20 protein-coding genes and 1 pseudogene are annotated in these 23,063 nt (G+C 72.8%); 15 read left to right on the top strand and 6 right to left on the bottom strand.

The annotated features are described in order from the left end of the window. The first annotated feature begins 123 nt into the window (after positions 1-123). Positions 124-2,907 carry an AfsR/SARP family transcriptional regulator gene (locus tag ACH54P_RS07970; RefSeq protein WP_489911690.1) on the top strand — a complete coding sequence of 928 codons (2,784 nt, stop codon included), beginning with the start codon at positions 124-126 and terminating at the stop codon, positions 2,905-2,907. Between the two features lie 11 nt (positions 2,908-2,918). Here the strand turns inward: ACH54P_RS07970 and ACH54P_RS07965 are convergent, their stop codons facing one another. Together ACH54P_RS07965 and ACH54P_RS07960 are read right to left on the bottom strand one after the other, a co-directional pair. Beyond that, positions 2,919-4,154, bottom strand: a complete 1,236-nt coding sequence (locus ACH54P_RS07965) for a chymotrypsin family serine protease (protein ID WP_489917151.1) — start codon at positions 4,152-4,154, stop codon at positions 2,919-2,921. A gap of 239 nt (positions 4,155-4,393) precedes the next feature. Further along, a pseudogene (locus ACH54P_RS07960) lies at positions 4,394-4,459 on the bottom strand (hypothetical protein); the annotation flags it as partial. On the opposite strand from ACH54P_RS07960, the gene ACH54P_RS07955 reads away from it, so the two are divergent. Then, complete coding sequence (locus tag ACH54P_RS07955; protein WP_489917149.1) at positions 4,437-4,730, top strand: hypothetical protein; 294 nt, start codon at positions 4,437-4,439, stop codon at positions 4,728-4,730. The pseudogene ACH54P_RS07960 and the gene ACH54P_RS07955 sit on opposite strands and share 23 nt — an antisense overlap. Positions 4,731-4,982: 252 nt before the next feature. Here ACH54P_RS07955 and ACH54P_RS07950 read toward each other — a convergent pair whose 3' ends face one another. From ACH54P_RS07950 to eboE, 4 genes are all read right to left on the bottom strand, one after another. Continuing rightward, positions 4,983-5,591, bottom strand: coding sequence for an MFS transporter (locus ACH54P_RS07950; RefSeq protein WP_489911689.1), 609 nt, complete (start codon positions 5,589-5,591; stop codon positions 4,983-4,985). A gap of 111 nt (positions 5,592-5,702) precedes the next feature. Beyond that, positions 5,703-6,233 (bottom strand): CGNR zinc finger domain-containing protein, encoded by a 531-nt coding sequence (locus ACH54P_RS07945; RefSeq protein WP_489916353.1) that lies wholly within the window; start codon positions 6,231-6,233, stop codon positions 5,703-5,705. Next, a complete protein-coding gene (locus ACH54P_RS07940) occupies positions 6,230-6,901 on the bottom strand; it encodes a helix-turn-helix domain-containing protein (RefSeq protein ID WP_489911688.1) in 672 nt (223 codons plus the stop codon). The genes ACH54P_RS07945 and ACH54P_RS07940 overlap by 4 nt, the downstream gene beginning before the upstream one ends. Positions 6,902-6,959: 58 nt before the next feature. Beyond that, positions 6,960-8,174 (bottom strand): metabolite traffic protein EboE, encoded by a 1,215-nt coding sequence (eboE, locus tag ACH54P_RS07935; RefSeq protein WP_489911687.1) that lies wholly within the window; start codon positions 8,172-8,174, stop codon positions 6,960-6,962. A 238-nt stretch (positions 8,175-8,412) separates the two neighbouring features. On the opposite strand from eboE, the gene ACH54P_RS07930 reads away from it, so the two are divergent. The 13 genes from ACH54P_RS07930 (at position 8,413) to ACH54P_RS07870 (ending at position 23,041) form a co-directional block, all read left to right on the top strand. Next, entirely contained in the window at positions 8,413-9,474 is a 1,062-nt protein-coding gene (locus tag ACH54P_RS07930) for a 2,3-butanediol dehydrogenase (RefSeq protein ID WP_489911686.1), read from the top strand. Between the two features lie 119 nt (positions 9,475-9,593). Further along, positions 9,594-10,667: an ABC transporter permease gene (locus ACH54P_RS07925; RefSeq protein WP_489911685.1), complete on the top strand. Its 1,074-nt coding sequence runs from the start codon at positions 9,594-9,596 to the stop codon at positions 10,665-10,667. A gap of 11 nt (positions 10,668-10,678) precedes the next feature. Then, positions 10,679-11,788, top strand: coding sequence for a substrate-binding domain-containing protein (locus ACH54P_RS07920; protein WP_489911684.1), 1,110 nt, complete (start codon positions 10,679-10,681; stop codon positions 11,786-11,788). A 12-nt stretch (positions 11,789-11,800) separates the two neighbouring features. Next, entirely contained in the window at positions 11,801-14,275 is a 2,475-nt protein-coding gene (locus ACH54P_RS07915) for an ATP-binding cassette domain-containing protein (RefSeq protein WP_489911683.1), read from the top strand. A gap of 20 nt (positions 14,276-14,295) precedes the next feature. Further along, on the top strand, positions 14,296-15,366 hold the full coding sequence (locus ACH54P_RS07910) for an SDR family oxidoreductase (RefSeq protein WP_489911682.1): 1,071 nt from the start codon (positions 14,296-14,298) through the stop codon (positions 15,364-15,366). Then, complete coding sequence (locus tag ACH54P_RS07905; RefSeq protein ID WP_489911681.1) at positions 15,363-16,142, top strand: SDR family NAD(P)-dependent oxidoreductase; 780 nt, start codon at positions 15,363-15,365, stop codon at positions 16,140-16,142. The genes ACH54P_RS07910 and ACH54P_RS07905 overlap by 4 nt, the downstream gene beginning before the upstream one ends. Positions 16,143-16,198: 56 nt before the next feature. Continuing rightward, on the top strand, positions 16,199-17,584 hold the full coding sequence (locus ACH54P_RS07900) for a M24 family metallopeptidase (protein WP_489911680.1): 1,386 nt from the start codon (positions 16,199-16,201) through the stop codon (positions 17,582-17,584). Beyond that, a complete protein-coding gene (locus ACH54P_RS07895) occupies positions 17,581-18,645 on the top strand; it encodes a thiamine pyrophosphate-dependent dehydrogenase E1 component subunit alpha (protein ID WP_489911679.1) in 1,065 nt (354 codons plus the stop codon). The genes ACH54P_RS07900 and ACH54P_RS07895 overlap by 4 nt, the downstream gene beginning before the upstream one ends. Beyond that, positions 18,633-19,607, top strand: a complete 975-nt coding sequence (locus tag ACH54P_RS07890; protein WP_489911677.1) for an alpha-ketoacid dehydrogenase subunit beta — start codon at positions 18,633-18,635, stop codon at positions 19,605-19,607. Before ACH54P_RS07895 ends, ACH54P_RS07890 begins: the two co-directional genes overlap by 13 nt. After that, a complete protein-coding gene (locus ACH54P_RS07885) occupies positions 19,604-20,170 on the top strand; it encodes a hypothetical protein (protein WP_489911676.1) in 567 nt (188 codons plus the stop codon). The genes ACH54P_RS07890 and ACH54P_RS07885 overlap by 4 nt, the downstream gene beginning before the upstream one ends. After that, positions 20,167-21,147 carry a zinc-dependent alcohol dehydrogenase gene (locus ACH54P_RS07880; protein ID WP_489911675.1) on the top strand — a complete coding sequence of 327 codons (981 nt, stop codon included), beginning with the start codon at positions 20,167-20,169 and terminating at the stop codon, positions 21,145-21,147. Before ACH54P_RS07885 ends, ACH54P_RS07880 begins: the two co-directional genes overlap by 4 nt. Further along, on the top strand, positions 21,144-22,190 hold the full coding sequence (locus ACH54P_RS07875; protein WP_489911674.1) for a zinc-dependent alcohol dehydrogenase: 1,047 nt from the start codon (positions 21,144-21,146) through the stop codon (positions 22,188-22,190). The genes ACH54P_RS07880 and ACH54P_RS07875 overlap by 4 nt, the downstream gene beginning before the upstream one ends. Then, positions 22,187-23,041: an NAD(P)-dependent oxidoreductase gene (locus tag ACH54P_RS07870; protein WP_489911673.1), complete on the top strand. Its 855-nt coding sequence runs from the start codon at positions 22,187-22,189 to the stop codon at positions 23,039-23,041. The genes ACH54P_RS07875 and ACH54P_RS07870 overlap by 4 nt, the downstream gene beginning before the upstream one ends. Positions 23,042-23,063: the final 22 nt, after the last annotated feature.

The raw sequence follows: 23,063 nt of genomic DNA, 5'->3' as shown, positions 1-23,063 counted from the left end.
CCCCGCAGGACATTCCTTGACTCCTCTCTTCGGTGACCCGTGAGCTGGGAGTCTGCTCCGGTCACCTTGACGGCGGCTTGACACGGGCGTGCCGGGAGCGGGCATCATGCGGCGGGGAGGAAGATGGATTTCCGGTTGCTGGGCCCTCTGCGCGTCCGCAGGGGGACCGAGGAGCTCGATCTGGGGCGCCGTGCCCAACGCCTGGTGCTCGGCGTGCTGCTGCTCGAAGCCGGCGAACCGGTGTCCTTCGCCCGGCTGGAAGACGTTCTCTGGGGTGACTCCCTGCCGCCGAACGGCCGGGCGATGGTGCAGACCCACGTCTCGCGCCTGCGCCGCCTGCTCGACCCCCGGCGGGACGGCCGGGGCGACTGCCGGATCGTGACGCTGGGGCCGGCCTACCTCCTGGAGACCGACGCCGAAACCATCGACGTCCACCGGTTCCGCGCGACGGCGGCCCGCGGGCTGGCGTCGGCCGACCCCGAGGAGAAGGCGGGCCTGCTCCGCGCCGCGCTCGACCTCTGGCGTGGCCCGCTCCTCGCCGACGTGATCGACGAGGAGCTCCGGTACCGGCTCGGCGCCGGGCTGGACGAACTGCGCCTGACGGCCTGGGAGGCACTGGCGGAGGCCGATCTGGCCGCCGGGCGGCATCGCCAGGCGACGGCCACCCTGGCCGACCTGGTGGCCCGGTACCCGACCCGCGAGTCGCTGGTCTCCTCGCTCATGCTCGCCCTCTACCGGGACGGCCGGGGCGCGGAAGCGCTCACCGTCTACCACGACACGCGCACGGCGCTCGCCGACCGGCTCGGCGCGGACCCCAGTTCGCCCCTGCAGCAGCTGTATCACGCCATCCTGCGGGCGGACCCCGGCCTGGTCGTGGCCGGGCGCCCGAACTCCGCGGAACGGGTGGTGCCGCGGCAGCTGCCCGCGGCGGCGCGGCCGTTCGTCGGGCGCGCCGGCGAACTCGCGGCGCTCGACGACGCCTTCGGGGCCCACCGCGCGTCGGTCGTCGTGCTGGCCGGCATGGCCGGCGCCGGCAAGACCGCACTGGCCCTGGACTGGGCGCACCGCAGGCGGGACAGCTTCCCGGACGGCCAGCTCTACCTGAACCTCAACGGTTTCGCCGACCTGCCGGCGACCTCGCCGTCCGACGCGCTGGCGCGGTTCCTCGGCGCCCTCGGTGTTCCCGTCGCGGACCTGCCGAAGTCGGCGGACGAGGCCGGGGCGTTGTTCCGCACGCTCGTGGCGGACCGGCGCATGCTGGTGGTCCTCGACGACGCCGCGAGCGCGGACCAGGTGCGTTCGCTGCTCCCCGGTGGCCGGGAGTGCTTCACGCTGGTGACCAGCCGGGGAACCCTGAACGGGCTCGTCGCCGTCGACGGTGCGCGGCGGATCACGGTGGGCTCGCTCGGCACGCACGAGTCGTGCGTGCTGCTGAGTGAGATCGCCGGTGCCGGCCGGGTCGCGGCCGGGCACCCGGCCGCGCTCGAGATCACCCGGTTGTGCGCCCGGTTACCCCTCGCCGTGCGGATCGCCGGGGCCACGCTGGCCGAGAACGGCAAGCTGTCCGTCACCGGGTACGCCGCCGAACTGGGGACGGACCGCAGGCTCGCCGCGTTGCAGGTGGCCGACGACCCCGACGCGGCCGTGCGGGTGGCGCTGGACCGGTCCTACGCCAACCTGCGTCCGCCGGTGCGCCGGCTCCACGCGTTGCTCGGTCTTTCGCCGGGGCCGGACATCTCCCTGCCGGCCGTCGCCGCCCTCGCCGGGCTGCCGCGGCCGCCCGCCGCGCAGCGGCTGGCCCAGCTCACCGACGCGCACCTCGTGGTCGGCTCCGGCGCCGGGCGCTACGCGATGCACGACCTCGTCCGGCTCTATGCCCGCGAGCGGGCCGTCACCCACGTGACGAGGGCGGACCGGGACGCCGCCGCCGTCCGCGTCCTGACCTGGTACCGGGACGCCGCGAACGCGGCGGATCGGGTCCTCCGCCCCCGCGAGCGGCCCAACTTCGAGTCGGCCACCCGGCCCATCGCGCCGGCCGACGAGGCGGCCGCGCTGGACTGGCTCGGGCGGGAGGAGAAGAACCTCGTCGCCGCCGTGACCTTCGCCGAGCGGGACCACCCCGGACTCGCCTGGCAGATCGCCGCGGCCCTGTACGGGTGGCTGTACCGCCGCTATCCCCGCACCGGCTGGATCGAGCTCTACCGGCGCGCCGCCGACGCCGCCGTGCGCGCCGGCGACCCCGCCGGGGAAGCCCTCATCGTCGGCCGGCTCGCCATCGCGCACGGTCTGCTCGGGCAGGTGGACGACGCCGTGGCCGCGTGCCGGCGAGCCTACGAACTGCGCCGGTCCCTCGGCGACCGGCTGGGCGCGGCCACCGCCCTGCTGAACCTGGCCGCGGTCCACCTCAACGACCGGCGCCCCGGGGAAGCGATCCGGGTCCTGCACCAGGCGACCGGCGAAGCGCGGGGAGCGGCGGACTGCGGCCACTTCACCACGATGGTCCACAGCAACCTGGCCGAGGCCTACCAGCTCGCCGGCCGGCCCGACGAGGCGCGACAGTACTTCCGGCGCGCCCTGGAGGCCGGCAGCCGGGACACCAACCCGCGCGACCAGGCCCAGATCCTGATCGACTTCGCCGCGTTCAGCGCCGAGCGCGACAACCTGAGGTCGGCCCTCGACCTCGCCGAGCGCGGCAGAGACCTCGCCACGGCCACCGGTGACGAGGTGCTGGTCGCGGAAGCACGGGAACAGCTGGGCTCGGTCCACCTGGCCCTCGCCGAAACCGGCCCGGCCCTCGAACACCTCTACGCCGCACTGGCCACCTACGACCGGCTCGGGCACCGCGGAGCCGCCGAACTCCGTGACCACATCACGAAAATCCATTCGACAACCCCGCACGACCCGTGACCCCGGAGCCGTCAGCCCACTTCGAGCCGGACGCCCCAGGTGCTGAGGACGACGCTGATCGGGGCGTAGACGAGCGTGTTGTAGCAGTGCGGCACGGAAATGTCGGGGTTGGTGGCGCCGCACGTGACGGCCCCGGCCCCGGCGAGGATGACGCCGCGGGCCTGCACCCCGCCGGTCACCGTGGCGAAGACGGCTCCGCCGCTGTCCCCGCCGGCGACCATGACCGTGCCCGCGGCCGCCTTCGCCTCGATGTAGAAGTTGCCGCTGGCGCCCGGTGACGTGACGGTGTCGTCGGTGACCTTGCCGCAGTGCTGGCCCGAGGTGGCGCCGGACGTGCAGACGGTGTTGTCGACGTAGTTGCGCGCCCAGCCCTTCACCAGCGCCAGCGTCGCGCTGTTCCAGCCGCCGGTGTAGATCCGCGGGGTGGTGGCGGGAGAGGCGGACGGGTCGATCAGCTGCGAGTCGATGTCGGCGATACCGCTGACCGAAGCCCCGCCGGGCGCGATGACCTGCCCGGCGCCGTCGGTCACCACGGCGTTGGCGCTTTCGTCGCAGTGGTGCGCGCTGAGCAACCGGCCGGCCGAGCCGGACAGCACCGCGAAGGCGGTGGAGCAGGCCGAACCGGCCTGGTAGACACGGATGCCGCCCTTCCACGGCGGCGTGTCGTTGTACCGCGCGGCGGTTTTTTCCGCTGGTGCCCGGGTTTCGAAGGTGACGCTGGTCCCCGCGACGGTGGCGGCGGCACTCCGGTCCGTGGCGCTCAAGGGTGCGAACGTCCCGGGCACGCGAGCCCGGACCCCGGAGCCGTCCGCGTTGACGGCCACGGAGTGCAGCCCGATCCGCCGCCCGAGCGAGCTGTCGGCCAGCCGCCGCGCGGCGGCCATGGCTTCCACCCGGGAGTACCGGGCCCCTTCGACCAGCCGGACCGAGACCCCCAGCGGCCGACCGGCAACGTAAGCACGAGCGGCCTCGGGCGCGACGCCCTTCCAGTGAACGGTGACGACGCGCTGGTCTTCGTCGACGGCGAGACCGGCCAGCCCGGTCTTCGCACCGAGGTCGTCGAGCTGCCCGGCGACGACGTTGACGGCCTCGTTCGAGGGCAACTGCGCCGGCGCACCCGCCGATCCGGCTGCTTCGGCGGCTCCTGCCGCTCCGGGAGCGACGATGACGAGCAGCAGGCTGACGGCCGCACCGACCTTGCCGCGCAGCTTCCACGGGCGCGGTCCGGCGTTCCGAGTCGTTGGCATGACGGGACTTCCTCCCCGAAGGCGCCACCTCGACGGCAACGCACGGTCAGCCAGTGTGCCGCTCGCGGCCCGGCCCGGCCAGGGCCGACGGAGAAGACCCGTGGCGGTTTCCGGTTTTGGCCAGTGGCCGGGGGAGTGCCGGCCACCAGCCGGTTCACGTCACTCGACCAACACCGAGTCGAGGTGTGCGCCCAGATCTCCGCCGGGGTCAGGGCGACCTCCAGGTCGCTCTGCAGCTTGCGGGTCAACGCCACGGCGAGCGGGGAATCCAAGCCGACTCCGGTGAACTTCGCGTGGGCGGGCACCGCGGACGGCTCGGTGCCCAGCAGGGCCGCCAGGGCGTGGACCACCGCTTCGCCCGGCACCTGCGTGCTCGCCGGACCCGGCTTTTCGGCGCGGACCCGTGACGCGGGCGAAGCTCCGGTGACCGCGGCGGGCCAGCTGTCCAGCTCGGCCGGCAGGGGCGCCGACCACGCGTGCGGGAACGCCCGGAACAGCAGATCCGGCTGGGCGGTCGAAGACGCCGGTGTTGATCCGCTGGTGCCGGTGGCCGCGTCGTCGCCCCGGAAAGGGTGATGTGCGCAAGGAAACCCGTTGCCCGCCCGCGATCGGAGCTACGGTGATCGGGACTTCGCCGTGCCCGGCCAACGAGACGGCGGATCGCGAAGAGTTTTCGCGCATCGCATTCTGCCTGCGGGGACCATTTCCGGTGCCGCGGAAACCGGTGGAGACGGGGCGCCGCCGAGGTACCCGTTCACGTGAACGTGGGCGCCGGGCGGCGCTCAGGCATAGTCGTTACGACTCAAGGCCCCCCGGCTCGGCGGTGCGTCAGGCGCTGCCCGGGTGCCACGGTCCGGCGGGCCCCGACGGCGGGTACGGCGTGCCGTTCGGAACCTGGCGCTTGCCCGCGGCGAGCTTGACGAAACCGACAACCGCGTTGGCGATGAGCGCGACGAGCAGGAACGGGATCGCGGCCAGCTGGCTCACCCGGAACCCCGTCGCTTCCGAGATCAGCTGCCCGATCACCGGCGCGGCCACCAGGGCGAGCACGGCGAGCCCGGCGGTCACCCCGGCGACGACACCGCGTCCTTCACGGAGCTTCCGGATCAGCGCGGCCGTCGCCCCGGCCGCCGCGCCGGTGCCGAGCCCCTCGAGGGCCCGGCCGACCATCAGGAGCCCACCGGCGTCGGCGAAGGCGGCCAGCAGGACGCCGAGGAACAGGAAGCCGAGCGCGGGGATGGTCACCGCGATGGGGAAGCGGGCGCCGAGCAGGAGCCCGACGGGCAGGGCGAGCGCCGTCCCGGCCAGGTAGGAGACCAGGAGCAGGCTCTGGCCGGACAGGTGGAGGGCGCGCTGGACGTCCGACATGCCGTCGAACCGGTAGACCACGGTCAGCATGAACAGCCCGATCAGCGCGGCGAACCCCGGTCCGAACACGTGCCACCAGACAGGCGCGGCACCAGGACGAGTGACAGGCGGCGGCGACGGCGTCACGTACATGCGGTCACCGTATCGCCTCGCGGAACGGCCCGTCCGGCGTTCGTGGCGTCAACTCGCGCTTTCGTCCCGGAAACCGCGCCGGTTTGCCTTCTTCGCCCGGTTTCCGCACGTGGACATCGAGCACCAGCGGCGGGTGCCCGGCCGGCTGCTGTCGACGAACAACGCTCCGCAGCCGGTGCAGGTGCGGATCGGGTGGGCGCCGCCGAGGGTTTCGATGGCGTTCACCGCGATCAAGGCCAGGGCCGCGGGCACCGGCCGGTCGGCCGGGAACGCCCAGGTGGTCCGGCCGCGGTCCAGGACCCGGGTCGCGCGGCTGCGGGCGGCCCACCGGTTCAACGTCGCTTCGTCGCGCCCGTCGGGGACCGTGCCCGCGGCGACGGCGAGGCCCGCGCGGTGAATCGCCTCGCGCAGCTCGCGGGCCTGCGCCGAGATCCCGGGTTCGCCGGCCGGGGGAGTGCCGGTGAGCAGACCCGTGACTTCGAGCCACCGCAGCAGCTCGGGGTCCGTGGCGATCCGGTCCACCGGCCGCACCGTGGCGGTGAAGGCGAAACAGAGGGGGAGCGAAGCGCGGACCGTCAGTGGGCGGCCTTCCGGCCGTGGACGAACCAGACCGCTTCGACCGGGACGTCGCCCCGGTTGGTCAGGCGGTGCGGCGTCGTGGAGTCGAACGCGATCGAGTCGCCCGCGTGCAGCTCGTAGGTCTCGAACGCGAGCGCGACCTCGAGCGTGCCGCTGATGATGTAGCCGTACTCGATGCCGGAGTGGCGGGTCAGCTTTTCGTCGGGGACGGAGCTGCCGCCCACCTCGTAGCGCACGCGGAGGAAGTCGACGGAACTGTCGTGGATCGGGGACAGCTGCTCCCAGACGACCCCGGTGTCCAGCACCAGCTGACGGCGTTCGCCGGGACGCAGCATCGGGCTCGCCTGGTCCGACTGCTCCTCGCTGAGTTTCGCCAAGGCGCCGTGGAAACTGTGCTTTTCCGGGGCGGCCACCGGCGCCGCGGCGGCCCCGGCGCTGTTGAACAGCTCGTCGATGGAGACGTTGAGAGCACTGCACATCGCGTACAACGTCGCCACCGACGGCTGCGACTTGTTGTTTTCGATCTGGGAGACGAACGCGGCGGAGACGCCGAGGTCGCGCGCGAACTGCCGCAGCGACAGCCCGGCCGCCTGCCGCCGGACCCGCAGCTGTTCACCGATGTTGGCGGCCACCGGGTGGTCCGCCTCCGCCCCGTTCTTCCCCGTCACGCCGTGCTCCTCACCCCGTCGGTCTGTGCTGTTCACTGTAGCTTGACGCGGTCCGGGGTCAAGCCGCCGGGCCGCCGGTGAGCCGGTCCCGGACGAACTCCAGCTCGCGGACCACGTAGTCGGTGATGTCGCCCGTCTTGAGGTCTTCGGGCAGCACGTCCCACGTGTAGGTCTCGATCTCCAGGTGCGACGACTGCGGCCGCGCCCGGTGCCGGTCCAGCGCCTGTTCGACGGCGAACCGCGTGGTGCGGAACGGGCCCAGGTCGTCCAGGAAGACCGGGACGTGGAAGTGGGTGCGCCACTCGCGCGCCCCGCCGGGCTCCCGCTGCCACGCGGCGATCGCGTCGGTGAGGTTGAGGTACCGCTTCAGGGTGCCGTCGCGCAGCTCCGACGTCTGGCTCAGGTAGATGGTGTGGGTGAAGCGTTCGAGCTCGCGGACGACGTCGCCGGTCACCTCGGGCACCCAGAGCGCGGCGGCCTGCTGGAGCTTGAAGATCGGCACGCCGGCCTCGGCGAGCAGGTCGAGGGAGGCCGGGATGTCGTCGAACTCGACGGCCTGGTGGCCGATGTCGAAGACGATCCCGACGTGCCGGCGCAACGCCCCGTACGCGTCCGCCAGCGGCAGGTCCGCGAGCTCGGCGAGCGTCTCGGCGCCGGTGCGGGAGTACAGCCGCGAAGTGAAGTAGCGGACGGTCTCCTCGATGGTCTCGAGGAAGCAGAACGGTTCCGGCTCGAGGGCGAGCTTCACGCGGCGCCCGGTGCGGCGCTCGAGCCGGACGAGGTGGGCGACCACCCGCAGGACGTTGCGGGTGAACAGGTCCACGTAGGGTTCGCCGGTGACCTTGGGCCGGTACGCCAGCGGCACCGTCTGGATCGTCGGCTCGACCCCGTCCGCGGCGAGGTCGGCGAGGACGTCGGCCACCCGTGTCGTGTAGGTGACGCGTTCCTCCGTGCTCCAGTCCGGCTCGTACACGTCCTCCATCACCGAGCGGCCCTTGAACGGCCCGTGCGGGAACGCGTTCACCGTGTAGACGTACAAGTCGTTCTCGGCCAGGTACCGCTTCACCTTCTCCCGCGCGGCGACGTCGCCCGCGAGCTGGTCGGCGGAGGCGCCGGACAGGCGCAGCGACACCCCGAACGGCGCGTCCGGCGACACCCGGCGCTTCACCTCCGGCAGGTAGGCCGCGAGGCTGGTGCTCATCTCGTCCCACGTGTCGCCGGGATGGACGAGCGTCGAATACGTCAGGTGGCCCAGACGGGAACCGAGGTCCATGGGACTCCTCCCAGGTCGTTTGCTGGCAGTGAACAGTCCGTCCGAGGTGCCTGTCAAGCTTAAAAGAGTCTTGACCTCGCGGTTTCGGAAATTTCGAAGCTCGGTCTTGACTCCGGGAGGTCCGCACAGTTCACTGTCGCTGTACAACGGCGTCGGACGGGGTTAACCCTGGCGACCAGACGCCCGTCCGCGCCCGGCTCCCGGCTGCGCGGGCCTCGGTCAGCACGAGGAGAAGAGCATGCGCGCCGCGGTTTTCCACGACAAGCACGACATCCGGGTCGAGGACGTGCCCGAACCCGCCGGGGTCGGGCCGCACGAGGTGCGCGTCCGGCCGGCCCTGTGCGGGATCTGCGGCACCGACCTGCACGAGTACGCCGCCGGGCCGATCGTCATCCCCACCAGCCCGCACCCGCTCTCGCACGCGGCCGCCCCTCAGGTCCTCGGGCACGAGTTCTCCGGGCAGGTACTGGAAGTCGGCGCCGAGGTCACCGGCATCCGGGCCGGCGACCGGGTCGCGGTGATGCCGCTGATCTACTGTGGACAGTGCTACTACTGCCGGCGCGGGCTCAACCACCTCTGCCCGGAGATGGCGTGCACCGGGCTCAGCTGGCACGGCGGCGGGATCAGCGAGCAGGTCGTGGTCCCGGACTACCAGATCGCCGTGCTGCCCGAGTCGGTCACCGACGTGCAGGGCGCGCTGGTCGAGCCGGCCGCGGTCGCCGCGTACGGCGTCGACCGCACCGGTTTCCGGCCCGGGGACACCATCCTCGTCACCGGCGCCGGGCCGATCGGCGCGCTGGCCGCGCTGTACGCGCACGCGGCCGGGGCGGCGCAGGTGATCGTGAGCGAGCCCAACGCGCGGCGGCGGGCCCTGCTCGACGCCTTCGGCATCGCCACCGTCCTCGACCCGCTGGCCGAGGACGTGCCGGAGGTGGTCCGCGCCCTCACCGGCGGGGTGGGCGCCGACGTCGCGGCCGAGTGCTCGGGCTCGGAGGCCGGGCTCGGCGCGGCGCTGGCCGGCCTCCGGTCGCACGGCACGGCGACCCAGGTGGGCCTGCACGTCCGGCCCGCGACGATCGATCCGATGGCCTTGTCCCAGCGGGACCTGAGCCTGGTCGGCACCTGGTGCTACCCGGTCTACGACTTCCCGCGCATCATCGCGCTCGTCGGCACCGGCCGCTTCCCGGTCGAACGGGTGCTGACCGAGGTGATCGACGTCGCCGACGTGGTGCCGCGCGGGTTCGACCGGTTGCTCGACCCCGACGGCGACGCCCAGAAGCTGCTGGTCAAGGTCGGCTGAACCCGCCGCGGGAAGACGTCCCGCGGCCAACCAATCCCGAGTGTCCACCCCGGATCCACTGTGGACACGATTCGTCCTGCCCGCGAACCGGTGCGAGCGAGCACCCGAGGAGCACTGCGATGAGCGACCCGACAGGGGTTTCCGTAATGGTCACCGAGCCACCCCCGGCTCCGGGCACCGCGAAGCCGTCCGGACGGCCCGGCCTGTTCCGGCGGACGACGCCGGTGCGCGCCTCGCGCGGACTGGTCACTATCCTGGTCGCGACCGCGCTGCTGTTCCTCGTCAGCCTGGTGCTGCAGCCGGAAAGCCTCGGCCGCAGCTCGCTGCAGGGCATGCTGCCCTTCGCGGCCGTGCTCGCCGTGGTCGCGCTCGGGCAGACGCTGGTCGTGCAGCAGGCCGGGATCGACCTGTCGGTGCCGGGCACGGTGTCCCTCAGCGTCATCATCGTGACCCACTACCCCAACGGGGACAACGGGAAGCTGTTCCCGGCGATCCTGCTCGCCTACGTCGCGGCGCTGGCCGCGGGACTGCTCAACGGGCTCGTCGTCAGCCGGCTGGGCATGTCCGCGATCGTGACGTCGCTGGGGACGAACGCGCTGCTCTACGCCGTGGTGCTGGGGGTGTCCGGCGGATCGCCGGCGAGCACCACGGCCGCGCTGCACGCGATGGCCACCGGCCGGTTCCTCGGCCTGCCGTACTCCGTCTGGTTCGCCGCGGTGCTCGTCGCGGTGACCGGGTTCGGGATGAAGCGCATGGTGGCCGGGCGCCGGTTCGAGGCGGTCGGCGACAACCCGGCCGCCGCCGGTCTGGCGGGGCTTCGCGTGCGGCGCCACCAGCTCGGCGCGTACGTGGGCGCGTCGCTGCTGTACGGCACCGCGGGCATCCTGCTCGCCGGGGTCGTGACGACGCCGGGGGCGTTCCAGGGCGACTCGCTGCTGCTGCCGTCGGTCGCGGCCGTGGTGCTCGGCGGGACGTCGCTGCTCGGGGGGAAGGGCAGCCCGGTCGCGAGCGCGGTCGCGGCGCTGTTCCTGAGCCAGCTCGACCAGTTCGTGCTGACCCTCGGGGTCAGCCCGGCGACGAACAACATCGTCCAGGCGGTCGCGCTCGGCGCGGGCGTCGCCGTCTACACCGTCGACTGGTCCGTCGTGCGCGGGTGGTTCCACCGCGCGCCGGCGGCCCGGACCCAGCCCTAGAAAGGTTTCCCATGGCTCCCTCGTACTTCCGCAGGACAGTGCTGTCCTGCGCGGCCGCGGCCACCCTCGTCGCCGGCGGCTGCGCGGTCGGCGAAGACGGCTCCGGCGGCAGCCCGGCCGGCCGGCCCGCGAGCGCGAACGGGCCGTCGTGGTGCGGCTCGAAGCAGGTCTCGCTCGGCCTGGCCGACGGCTTCGGCGACAACAACTGGCGCAAGGTGACCACCGCCGAGGCCAAGGCCGAGGTCGCGAAGTGCCCGAGCGTCACGTCGTTCACCTACACCGACGGCCAGGGCAACACCCAGAAGGCGATCTCCGACATCCAGGGCCTGGTGGCCAAGGGGACCCAGGCGATCGTGGTGTTCCCGGACGCGGGCCAGGCCGTGCTGCCCGCCCTGCGCAGCGCGCACAAGGCCGGCGTGGTGACCGTCCCGTACCGGGTCGACCCCGGCGGCACGCCCGGCCAGGACTACGACACGTTCGTCAGCACCAACTTCGAGCAGGCCGGCGTGCTGTGGGCCAAGTGGCTGGTGAAGGCCCTGAACGGCAAGGGGAAGGTGCTCAACCTCGGCGGCCCGCCCGCGAACTCGCAGAGCCTCGACGAGTACAAGGGCATGCAGAGCGTGCTCAAGGACCACCCGGACATCCAGTTCGTCGGCACCACGCCGTACGAGGTGACCAACTGGGACGCCGCGCAGACGCAGAAGGTGATCACCGCCGCGCTGGCGAAGAACCCGGAGATCGACGCCATCACCACCGACTTCGGCGCCGCCCTGGCCAGCTCGTTCTCCGCGTTCGCCCAGGCCGGGCGGAAGATCCCGGCGATCGCCACCGAGGACGCCAACCAGCTCGCCTGCAACTGGCAGCAGCAGAAGGACGCCGGCAACGCGTTCCCGCTGTTCACCGTCTCCTCGCAGAACGCCATGTCCCGGCTGGCGATCCAGGTCGCGGTCGCCAAGGCCACCGGTGGCGTGGCGCCGCAGGGCACCGTCTACCCGCAGTCGCCGTTCGAGGACTCGATCACCGGCCAGCCGCACCCGGTCACCTGCGACAAGGAGCTCCCGTCGGACGCCTTCGTGTCCAGTTCCCTGTCCAAGGCCGACCAGATCGCCGCCCTGAAGTAGAGGAAGCAGACCATGACCGAGGTTCCGGCGCTGAGCCTCTCCGGCGTCTCCAAGCACTACGGGCCCGTCCGGGCGCTCTCCGGCGTGTCGCTCGACGTCTTCGGCGGACGCGTGCACGCGCTGCTGGGCGAGAACGGCGCGGGCAAGTCGACGCTGATGGGCATCGCCTCCGGCGCCACCCGGCCCGACGAAGGCCGGATCACCGTCGACGGCGAACCGGTCCCCGTCCTGACCGCCGACCAGGCGAGCCGGCTCGGCATCGCGATCGTGCACCAGCACCCGGCCGTGCTGGCCGACATGACGGTCGCGGAGAACATCCGGCTCGCCGTGCCGGCGTCGCGGATGCCGGCGGGCGATCCGAAGGCGTGGATGCTCGACCTGCTGCGCCGGGTCGGCTCCGACCTGCGGCTGCAGGATCGGGTGGACGACCTCGGCGTGGCGCAGAAGCAGCTGCTGGAGCTGGCGAAGGCCATCGCGCTGGAGCCGAAGGTGCTGATCCTCGACGAGCCGACCGCGCCGCTCGGCCCCGAGCAGACGGAGATCCTCTTCGACCAGGTGCGCCGGGCGACCGCCCGCGGGACGGCGGTCGTCTACATCACCCACCGGCTGGCCGAGGTGCGGGAGATCGCCGACGAGGTGACCGTGCTGCGCGACGGCCGGGCGCGCGGCCACGCGAACGTCGCCGACCTCACCGACGACGAGATGCTCCGCATGATCGTCGGCCGGGAACTGGCGTCGACGTTCCCCGCCAAGCACCCCGATCCGGCGGGCGCGAAGGTCGCCCTGGAGGTCGACGGCCTGTCCGGTGACGGTTTCCACGACGCGCGGCTCGTCGCGCACCACGGGGAGATCGTCGGGCTCGCGGGCATCGCCGGCAACGGCCAGAGCGAGTTCCTCCGCGCGCTCGCGGGCCTGCGGCAGGCCACCGGGCGGATCGAGCTCGACGGCGAGCGGCTGCGCGGCCGCGCCCTGGTCGGGGCGACGGCGTACATGCCGGCCGACCGGCACGCCGACGGCCTGCTGCCCGCGATGTCGGTCCGGGAGAACGCCGCGGTCGGCGCGCTGCCGTCGTTCGCCCGCGCGGGAGTGGTCGCCGGCGGGCGGGAACGCGCTCGCGTGGCCGCCGAGCTGGCGAAGCTGTCGGTGAAGACGGCGTCGCCGGAGGCGAACGTGATGGCGCTCTCCGGCGGCAACCAGCAGAAGGTGGTGATGGCGCGCGCCCTGCTCGCCGCACCGCGGCTGCTGCTGGCCGACGAGCCGACCCAGGGCGTCGACGTCGGCGCCCGCTCTGAGATCTACACGATCATGCGCGACGTGGCCGCCTCGGGCGTGCCGGTGGTCGTCGTGTCCTCCGACGCGAAGGAGCTGGAAGGGCTCTGCGACCGCGTCGTGGTGTTCTCCCGCGGCCACGTCGTCGCCGAGCTGACCGGAGAGGACGTCACGGAGGAGAAGATCACCGGCGCGGTCGTCAACGCCACGACCCACCGCCAGGAGGCTCCTCCCGCGAAGGCGGCGAAGGCGACGCGGCTGCGTGACCTCGCCAAGGGTGACTACGCCCCCAGCCTGGTGCTGGCGCTGGTGATCCTCGCGCTGGGCGCGTACACCTTCGCGCACAACGTCCGGTTCCTCGCGCCGTTCAACGTCACCTCGCTGCTGACCCTGCTCACCGCGCTCGCGTTCCTCAGCCTGGGCCAGACGATCGCCATCATGACCGGCGGGATCGATCTCTCGGTCGGCCCGCTCGCCGGGCTCCTGGTGGTCATCGCCTCGTTCTTCGTGACCGACGGCCGGTCGCCGGGCGTGATCGTGCTGGCGTTCGTGATCATGCTCGCCGTGGCCGGGGTGTCCGGGCTGCTGAACGGCGTGCTCGTCCGCTTCGGCGGGTTCACCGCGGTGGCCGCGACCTTGACCCTCTACATCGGACTGCAGGGGATCTCCCTGCTGCTGCGGCCCTTCCAGGGCGGGTTCATCAGCTCCTCGGTCACCGGCGTGATCACGGCGTCCGTCGGGTTCGTGCCGATCGCGTTCGTCGTGGCGGTCGTGGTCGCCGTCGCCCTGGAGCTGGCGCTGCGTTTCACGCGGTGGGGCCGGGAGCTGCGCGCGGCCGGCTCGAACGAGGGATCGGCTCGCCGGCTCGGGCTGAAGGTCGACCGGATCCACGTGCTCGCCTACGTCGGCTGCGCGGTGCTCACGTTCTTCGGCGCGCTGCTGCTGATGGCCCAGATCGGGGTCGGCGACCCGACCCAGGGGGTGAGCTACACGCTCTCCAGCATCACCGCCGTCGTGCTCGGCGGGGCCAGCCTGGCCGGCGGGCGCGGGTCGTTCATCGGGACGCTGCTGGGCGCCACGCTCATCCAGGAGGTCCTCAACGCGACGACGTTCCTGAACCTGAACCAGAGCTGGCAGTACTTCTTCCAGGGCGTCCTGATCCTCATCGCGGCCGCGATCTACACCCGGGTGCGCCGGAGCACCCCCGCCCTCACCTGAACCGAAAAGGAAAAGAGAACGTGAGCGAATCAGCACTCGTCGTCGGGGTCACCGGGATCGCCGGGGCCGCGGTGGCAGCCCGGCTGGCCGAACGCGGCTGGGCGGTCACCGGGGTCTCCCGGAGCCCGTCCGGCCTCGCCGGGGTCCGGTCGGTCCGGGTGGATCTCCAGGACCCGGCCGCGCTGCAGGCGGCACTCGCGGACGTCGCGCCGACGCACGTGTTCCTCACCGCGTGGTCCCGCCGCCCGACCGAGGCGGAGAACATCGAGGTCAACGCGGGCATCGTGCGCGACGTCCTGGCGGCGGCCGGCGGCAGTGCCCGGCACGTCGCCCTGATGACCGGGCTCAAGCACTACCTCGGCCCGTTCGAGGCGTACGCGGCCGGCGTCACGCCGGACACGCCGTTCCACGAGGACGAGGCCCGGCTGGACGTGCCGAACTTCTACTACGCCCAGGAGGACGAGCTCTTCGCGGCCGCCGCGCGGCACGGCTTCACCTGGAGCGTGCACCGGGCGCACACCGTGATCGGGCACGCCGTGGGCAACGCCATGAACATGGGCATGACCCTCGCCGTCTACGCGGAGATCTGCCGGGAGACCGGCCGCGAGTTCCGGTTCCCCGGCTCGGAGACCCAGTGGAACGGGCTCACCGACATGACCGACGCGGGCCTGCTGGCCGAGCAGATGGTCTGGGCCGCGACCACCGACACCGCGCGGAACGAGGCGTTCAACATCGCCAACGGCGACGTCTTCCGCTGGCGGTGGATGTGGCCGCGGATCGCCGCGCTGCTCGGCGTGACCCCGGCCGGGTTCGACGGCAAGCCGGCGCCGCTGGAGCGGCAGATGCTCGACGCGGGCCCGGTGTGGCGCCGGATCGCCGAGCGGCACGGGCTGCGCGAGGCGGAGGTCGGCCGGGTCGCGTCCTGGTGGCACACCGACAGCGACCTCGGCCGGCCCGTCGAATGCTTGACCGACATGAGCAAGAGCCGCAAGGCGGGCTTCACCGGCTACACCAGCACATTGGACTCCTTCGCGCGGCTGTTCGAGACACTGCGGGCGGAGCGGATCATCCCGGCCGGAGTGCGGTCGTGACCGGCCGGCTGACCGGCCGGACGGTCCTGGTGACCGGCGCGGGCCGCGGGATCGGCGCCGCCCTCGCGCGCGGGATGGCTCGCGAGGGCGCCGCGCTCGTCGTCACCGACCGGGACGAACCCGACGCCGCCTCCGTGGCCGAGTCCATTCGCGACAGCGGGGCCCGCGCCGTCCACGCGCGGGTCGACGTCACCGACCGCGACGAGGTCCGTGCCGCGGTCGCGCTCGCCGCGGCGGAGTTCGGCCACCTGGACGCGTACTTCAACAACGCCGGGTTCAACGAACCGGAGAAGTTCCTCGACATCACCGAGCCGGTGTGGGACCGGATCCTCCGGGTGAACGCCTTCGGGGTCGTCGTGGGCAGCCAGGAGGCCGCGCGCCAGTTCATCCGGCAGGGCACCGGCGGCAAGATCGTGAACACCGCCTCCATCGCCGGCCGGCAGGGTTTCCCGAGCTTCGCGCCCTACTGCGCGAGCAAGGCCGCGGTGATCTCGCTGACCCAGGCGGGCGCGCGGGCCCTGGCGGAGCACCGCATCACCGTCAACGCGTTCGCGCCCGGGGTGGTGCGGACCCCGTTGTGGGACAAGCTCGACCGCGACCTCGAGCGGATCGGCGAAGGCGGCTCCGGGTTCGACGCGATGGCCGGCGACATCATCCTCGGCCGCCCGGCCGAACCCGAGGACCTCGTCCCCGCGGCCGTGTTCCTCGCCGGCCCGGACTCCGACTACATCACCGGGCAGGTGATCCCCGTCGAGGGCGGGATGGTCCTCGTCTGAGCGGGTCCGCACCCCTCATCGACCCCGGCGGTTTCCGCCGCAGGAAAGGAAAGCACATGCCGATCGCCACCTTCGGGACGAACGCCGTCGACTGGGAGAACCGGATCGACCTCGACCGCCTGCGCACGCAGCGGCTGCAGCGCCTGCGCGAGCAGCTCGACAAGTCGAGCCTCGGCGCCGTCCTCGCGTTCGACTTCACGAACATCCGCTACATGTCGGCCACCCACATCGGCACCTGGGCGATGGACAAGCTCATCCGGTTCGCGCTGCTGACCCGCGCCACCGACCCGATCGTGTGGGACTTCGGTTCGGCGGCCAAGCACCACCAGCTGTACAACCCGTGGCTGGCCACCACGACCGCGGAGGCCGACGCCGACCCGCACGCGCCGCACCACGGCGCCGTCCGGCCTCGCACCGAGTCCGGGGCGCGGGCCGGGATCTCGACCCTGCGCGGGGCGTTCCACCCCGACGCCGGCATCGCCGACGCCGTGGCGGCGAAGATCAAGCGCGAGCTGGAGAAGTTCGGCCTGCTGGGCGAACCGCTCGGCGTCGACGTGATCGAGCTGCCGATCCTGGCCGCCCTGCAGCGCGCGGGCGTGACCGTCACCGACGGGCAGCAGGTCTTCATGGAGGCCCGCCGGGTCAAGACGGCCGACGAGATCTCGCTGCTCACCCAGGCCTGTTCCATGGTCGACGCGGCCTACGACGACCTGTACCGGTTCCTGCGGCCCGGTGTCCGGGAGAACGAGTGCGTGGGACTCGTGTCGAAGTCGCTCTACGACCTCGGTTCGGAGTACGTCGAAGGGGTCAACGCGATTTCCGGTGAACGCTGCTCGCCGCACCCGCACGTCTTCTCCGACCGGCTGATCCGCCCCGGCGACCCCGCGTTCTTCGACATCCTGCACAGCTACCAGGGCTACCGCACCTGCTACTACCGCACGTTCGCGGTCGGCTCGGCCAGCAGCGCCCAGCGCGACGCCTACGTCCGGGCGCGTGAATACATGGACCGCGCCATCGCGCTCGTCCGCCCGGGGGCCACGACCGCGGACATCGTGTCGGTGTGGCCGACCGCCCGGGAGTTCGGCTTCCCGGACGAGGAGGCCGCGTTCGGCCTGCAGTACGGCCACGGCGTCGGGCTGTCGATCTGGGAGAAGCCGATCTTCTCCCGCCTCGTCTCGCTGGAGCACCCGGAGACCCTCGAAGTCGGGAACGTCTTCGCGCTCGAGACGTACTGGCCCTCGGCCGACGGCATCGGCGCGGCCCGGATCGAGGAGGAGCTCGTGGTGACCCCGGACGGCTGCGAGGTGATCACCAAGTTCCCGGCCGAGGAGCTGCTGGTCGCCGGGCCGCGGTACATCGCCGTGAACGGCGTGCTGCCGACCGCCCGGGAAGCGCAGTCGCACCTGAACACGGCCGCCGGCCGCGGGGAGGTCATCGCATGATCCTGCCGCTGCAGCAACACCCCTACGGCGAGCACCCCGTGGTGCTCCCGCCGCTGGAGAACCGCGAACTCGACCACGCGGCCGTGCCGCCGGACACCCGCCGCGCGCTGTACCGGCGGCTGCAGGAGCTGCGCCAGTTCGAAAAGCGCGCCTACGACCTGTTCATGCGCAACCTGGTCAAGGGCACGAGCCACCTGTCACTGGGCATGGAGGCGATTTCGGCCGGCTTCGGCGAGGTGATGCGGGCCGACGACTACACGTTCGCCACCTACCGCGGCCACGCCCACACGCTGTCCCGTGGCGTCCCGATGGCCCCGGTGCTCGCCGAGCTGATGGGCCGCTCAAGCGGCCTGCTCGGCGGCAAGGGCGGTTCGATGCACCTCACCAGCGTCGAGCACGGCATGCTCGGGTCGTACGCGATCATCGGCGCGCACCTGGTGATCGCCAACGGCGCGGCCCTGTCGGCGCAGCTGCGCGGCAGCGGCCAGGTGGCGGTGTGCTTCTTCGGGGACGGCACCACGAACATCGGCGCCTTCCACGAAGCGCTGAACTTCGCCGCGGTGTACGCGCTGCCGATCGTGTTCGTCTGCGAGAACAACCTCTACATGGAGTACACCGCGATCGCCGACATCACCGCCGTGGCGCGGCCCGCGGCCGACCGCGCGGCGGCCTACGGGCTCGAGGCCCGCACGGTGGACGGCAACGACGTCGACGCCGTCTATCTCGCCGCCCGCGAGGCGCTCGCCCACGCGCGGTCGGGCGAAGGCCCGTGCCTGCTGGAGGCGACCACCTACCGCCACGGCGGGCACTCGCGGGCCGACCCGGGGAAGTACCGGCCGGACAAGGAGGTGCAGGCGTGGCTCGAGTACGACCCGATCGGCGTCTACCGCGGCCGTCTCGCCCGCCTCGGCGTTCCGGAGTCCGAACTGGACGCGATCGACGCGGAGGTGGCCGCCGTGGTCGACGAGGCGACCGAGGTCGCGCAGAACGGTGCCGAGCCCGACGGCTCGGCGGCACTGACGGACGTGTGGGCCGACGGAGGATCGTCATGGCGGAACTGACCTACCGCGCGGCCGTCGCCCGCGGCATCGCGCAGGAGATGCGCCGCGACGAGCGGGTGCTGCTCCTGGGTGAAGACGTCGCCGGCGCGGGCGGCGTCTTCAAGACCACGCCCGGCCTGCTGGAGGAGTTCGGGCCGCGGCGGGTGATCGACACCCCGATCGCCGAGCAGGCCATCCTCGGTGCCGCGATGGGCGCGGCGATGACGGGGCTGCGGCCGGTCGCCGAGATCATGTTCTCCGACTTCTTCGCCGTCGCCTGGGACATCGTGGTGAACCAGATCGCGAAGACGCGGTACATGACCAACGGCCAGGTGACCCTGCCGCTGGTGATCAAGACCGGCAACGGCGGCAACCTGCGGTTCGGCGCGCAGCACTCGCAGTCGATCGAGAACTGGGCGATGGCGGTCCCCGGCCTGAAGGTCGTCACGCCGTCGAACCCGCGTGACGTCGTCGGGCTGATGGCCGCGGCGGTGCGCTCGGAGGACCCGGTGCTGTTCTTCGAGCACAAGGGCATGTACGCGAGCAAGGGCGAGGTGCCCGACGGCGAGATCGTCGACAGCCTCGGCACCAGCGTGGTGCGGCGGGCCGGCTCGGACGCCACCGTGGTCGCGCTGGGCCTCATGGTGCCCCGGGCGGTCGAAGCCGCCGACGCCCTGGCCGCCGAGGGGATCGACCTCGAGGTGATCGACGTGCGCTCGCTCGTCCCGCTGGACACCCGCACGATCCTCGGCTCGGTGGCGCGCACCGGCCGGTTGTTCACGGTCGAGGAGAACCCCCAGCTGCTCGGCTGGGGCGCGGAAATCGTGTCACTGGCGGCCGACGAGGTCTTCTGGGACCTCGACGCGCCCCCGGTCCGCATCACCTCCCCGCACGTGCCGCTGCCGTCGGCGGCGTCGCTGGAGGACTCGGTGATCCCCAGCGTCGACCGCATCGTGCAGACGATCCGCAAGAGGCTCGGATGACCGTGACGACGCCCTACCCCCGGCCCGCCACCCCGCGCGGCGGCCCGTGGTCCCCGGCCGTGCGGCGGCTGCTGCACGAGCGCCGCGCCGACCCCGCCCGGTTCGACATCGGCCCGCACCGGCTCACCGCGCGCATCCTGACCGCCTTGCTGGACGCGCAGCCCGCGGCCGAGCCCGCCGTGGCGGCGCCGACGGTCGTGCACGAGGTCGCGGCCGTCGTCCCCGACGTGGCGCCGGACCGCTTGGCGGCGCTGCTCGACGCCGCCGTGGCGCGGGTCTGGTCCGACGCCGGGATCAGGTCCCGGCCACGGCTCGTGGCCGGCTCGGTGCCGGGCGTCCGGACCGTCCCGGCCGCGGCGCCCGGCGAGGTCGTGCTCGCCGCCGGCGTGCCCGCCCTCGACGTCGTGCCCGTGCGCCTCGCCGACGGCGAACCGGCGCTGGCGTGGCGGACCCGGGTGCCGCTCACGCTGGCCGCGCCCGCCGGCCTCGCCGGTGGCGACCTGCTGCGGGCGGTCGCGGACCGGCTGGCCGAAGCACCCGACGAAAGGGGAGTTCGACGATGAAAGCCCTGAGGTTCACCGCCGCGGACACCCTGTCCGTCGACAACCTCGAGGTGCCGCGGATCGCCGCCGACGAGGTGCTCGTCGCGGCCCGGTCGGTCGGCATCTGCCACTCCGACATCGAGTTGCTCGAAGGTCGCTACATCATCCCGTTCAGCTACCCGATCATCCCCGGCCACGAGTGGTCGGGCGAGATCGTCGAGACCGGTGCCGCGGTGACGGACCTGGCCGTGGGCGACCGCGTCGTGGGCGAGTGCGTGATCGGCGACGACCACTTCGGCTTCTCGCTCAGCGGGGCCGCCGCGGAGTTCTTCGTGGCCAAGCCCGCCTGGCTGCACCGGCTGCCCGACTCCTTGTCCTTCACCGACGGTGCGCTCGTCGAACCGTTCAGCTGCGGGTACAACGCCCTCGTCAAAGCGGGCAACGTCAACGCGAGCGACACCGTGGTGGTGTTCGGGGCCGGGCCGATCGGCCTCGGCGTCACGGCCGGCGCCGCGGCCCTGGGCGCGCGCACCATCACGGTCGAGCCGGCGGCCGGACGCGCTGAGGCGGCGCGGAAGCTGGGCGCCGAACTGGTCCTCGACCCGGCCGTGGCCCCGATCGCCGAGCAGGTGGCCGAGGCCACCGGCGGCACGGGCGGCACCGTGGTGGTCGAGGCGACCGGCCGGACGGCGGTGATGGCCGACGCGCTCGAGGTCGCCGCCCACCGGGCCCGGGTCGTCTACGTCGGCATCGACGTCGGGGGCAGCGCGCCGGCGAAGCTGGGCCTGCTGCAGTCCAAGGAACTGAGCGTGCGGGGCATCGCCGGGTCACCCGGGGTCTGGCCGGACACGCTGAGGTTCATGAACCGCGCCGGCATCGACCTCTCCGACCTGGTGACCAGCCGGTTCCCGATCGACCGCGCGGCCGAGGCGATCACCGCCTCCCGCGACACGGCGAAGAACATCAAGGTGCACCTCGAGTTCGGGGCGGCCCGATGACCGGGACCATGCGCGCGGCCGTCTACCACGGCCGCCGGGACGTCCGGATCGAAGAAGTGCCCGTGCCGCGGGCTCGCGACGGCGAGGTGCTGCTCGCCGTCCGGCGCAGCGGGATCTGCGGATCGGACGCCACCGAGTGGGCCGCCGGCCCGAAGATGGTGCCGCTCACCCGGCGCCACCCCGGCAGCGGGCACCTCGGCCCGATGGTCATCGGCCACGAGTTCGTCGGAGAGGTCGTCGAGAGCGCGGGCGGGTTCGCGGCGGGTGAGCTGGTGGCCTCCGGTGCGGGTGTCTCCTGTGGACAGTGCGGCCGCTGCCGGGAGGGCCGCACCAACCTGTGCCGCGGGTACTACACGCTGGGGCTGAACGCGCCGGGCGGGCTCGCCGAGTACGTCGCGGTGCCGGCGGCCACTCTCCGGCGGATCCCGGCGGGGGTGTCCCTCGACCACGCCGGGCTGGCCCAGCCGCTCGCGGTCGGCCTGCACGCGGCGCGGAGGGCGGGCGTCCGGCCCGGGGACTCCGTGGTCGTCATCGGCGCCGGTGCCATCGGGTCGTTCGTCCTCGCCGGGTTGCGGCACCTGGGCGACACCGAAGTCACGGTGATCGACTTCGCCGGGGACAAGCTGGAGCGCGCCAAGCGGCTCGGAGCGGCGCGCACGGTCGACGCCGCCGACGACGTCGTCGAGGCGGTGCGCGGCGCCGACGTGGTGATCGAGGCGAGCGGCGCGCCCGGGCAGTTCGAGAACGCGGTCCGGATGGTCACCGACGGCGGCCGGGTCCTGGCCGTCGGGCTGCCCAAGCAGGCGCCGTCGGTCGACCTGTTCGGCCTGGTCCTGCGGGAGATCACGGTCGAGTCCACCGTCGCGCACGTGTGCGGCGAGGACCTGAGCCCAGCGCTGGACATCCTCGCCGCCGGAGTGCTCGGCGGCGAGCTGCTCGACTCCGTGATCGGGCTGGACGAGCTCACCGATCGCGGTCTCGCCCGGCTGGCCGCCGGGGGAGTGGACGGCAAGGTCCTCATCGATCCGGGGAGGCGCTCGTGAAGGTCGCTGTGCTGGGTCTGGGCGCCATGGGCTCCCAGCTGCTGCTGCGCCTGATCGACCAGGGCGTGGACGTCACCGGCTGGAACCGCGACCCCCGGCGGGCGGAGCGGGCCGGGATCGCCGGGCGGTACGTCGGGGCCTCGGCCCGGGAGGCCGTGACCGGGGCCCAGGTGGTGATCACCATGCTCGCCGACGGCCCGGCCGTGCGCGCGGTCCTCGGCGACGTCGCCGACGTGCTCGGCGAGGGCACGCTGGTGCTCGACATGAGCACGTCCGGCCCCGGGATCTCCCGTGAGATCGCGGAAACGCTGGCCGGGCGCCGGATCCGGTTCGCCGAGGCACCCGTGTCGGGCTCGGTCGGCGCGGCCCGGGGCGGGACGTTGACGGTGCTGTTCGGGGGCGCCGCGGAAGACCTCTCCGCGGCCGAACCGGTCCTGCGCCACCTGGGCAGGAAGACGATCCCGCTCGGACCCGTGGGCGCCGCGTCGACGTTCAAGCTCTGCCTCAACGCGCTGCTGCACACCTTCAACGCCACCCTCGGCGAGGTGCTGGGTGCCGCGACGCGCGCGGGCATCGACCTGCGGACGGCGTACGACACGATCGGCGAATCCGTGATCGCCGCGCCGTACGTGCACTACAAGCGGGACGCCTTCCTCGCGGACGGCATGCCCCCGGTGGCCTTCGCCGTCGACCTGGTGCGCAAGGACCTGGAGCTGTTCCTCGCCGCGGTCGCCGACCCGGGACGCGACGCCCCGACGGTCGGGACCGCCGCCGGGGTCGTCCGGCGTGCCCAGGAGGCGGGTCTCGGCCAGGAGGACATGGCCACCCTCGCGCGGCTGTACCGGCCGTGACGCCGTGCGATCCGTCTTGCCG

The sequence above is a fragment of the Amycolatopsis sp. N2S4-7 genome (genome assembly GCF_058119595.1).
This window is presented reverse-complemented; position numbering and strand designations above follow the sequence as displayed.

Coding starts and splice junctions, on each gene's coding strand:
- ACH54P_RS07885 (WP_489911676.1), top strand. CDS start 19,604: ATGACCGTGACGACGCCCTACCCCCGGCCCGCCACCCCGCGCGGCGGC.
- ACH54P_RS07875 (WP_489911674.1), top strand. CDS start 21,144: ATGACCGGGACCATGCGCGCGGCCGTCTACCACGGCCGCCGGGACGTC.
- ACH54P_RS07965 (WP_489917151.1), bottom strand. CDS start 4,154: ATGCCAACGACTCGGAACGCCGGACCGCGCCCGTGGAAGCTGCGCGGC.
- ACH54P_RS07920 (WP_489911684.1), top strand. CDS start 10,679: ATGGCTCCCTCGTACTTCCGCAGGACAGTGCTGTCCTGCGCGGCCGCG.
- ACH54P_RS07900 (WP_489911680.1), top strand. CDS start 16,199: ATGCCGATCGCCACCTTCGGGACGAACGCCGTCGACTGGGAGAACCGG.
- eboE (WP_489911687.1), bottom strand. CDS start 8,174: ATGGACCTCGGTTCCCGTCTGGGCCACCTGACGTATTCGACGCTCGTC.
- ACH54P_RS07890 (WP_489911677.1), top strand. CDS start 18,633: ATGGCGGAACTGACCTACCGCGCGGCCGTCGCCCGCGGCATCGCGCAG.
- ACH54P_RS07930 (WP_489911686.1), top strand. CDS start 8,413: ATGCGCGCCGCGGTTTTCCACGACAAGCACGACATCCGGGTCGAGGAC.
- ACH54P_RS07895 (WP_489911679.1), top strand. CDS start 17,581: ATGATCCTGCCGCTGCAGCAACACCCCTACGGCGAGCACCCCGTGGTG.
- ACH54P_RS07970 (WP_489911690.1), top strand. CDS start 124: ATGGATTTCCGGTTGCTGGGCCCTCTGCGCGTCCGCAGGGGGACCGAG.
- ACH54P_RS07925 (WP_489911685.1), top strand. CDS start 9,594: ATGAGCGACCCGACAGGGGTTTCCGTAATGGTCACCGAGCCACCCCCG.
- ACH54P_RS07880 (WP_489911675.1), top strand. CDS start 20,167: ATGAAAGCCCTGAGGTTCACCGCCGCGGACACCCTGTCCGTCGACAAC.
- ACH54P_RS07915 (WP_489911683.1), top strand. CDS start 11,801: ATGACCGAGGTTCCGGCGCTGAGCCTCTCCGGCGTCTCCAAGCACTAC.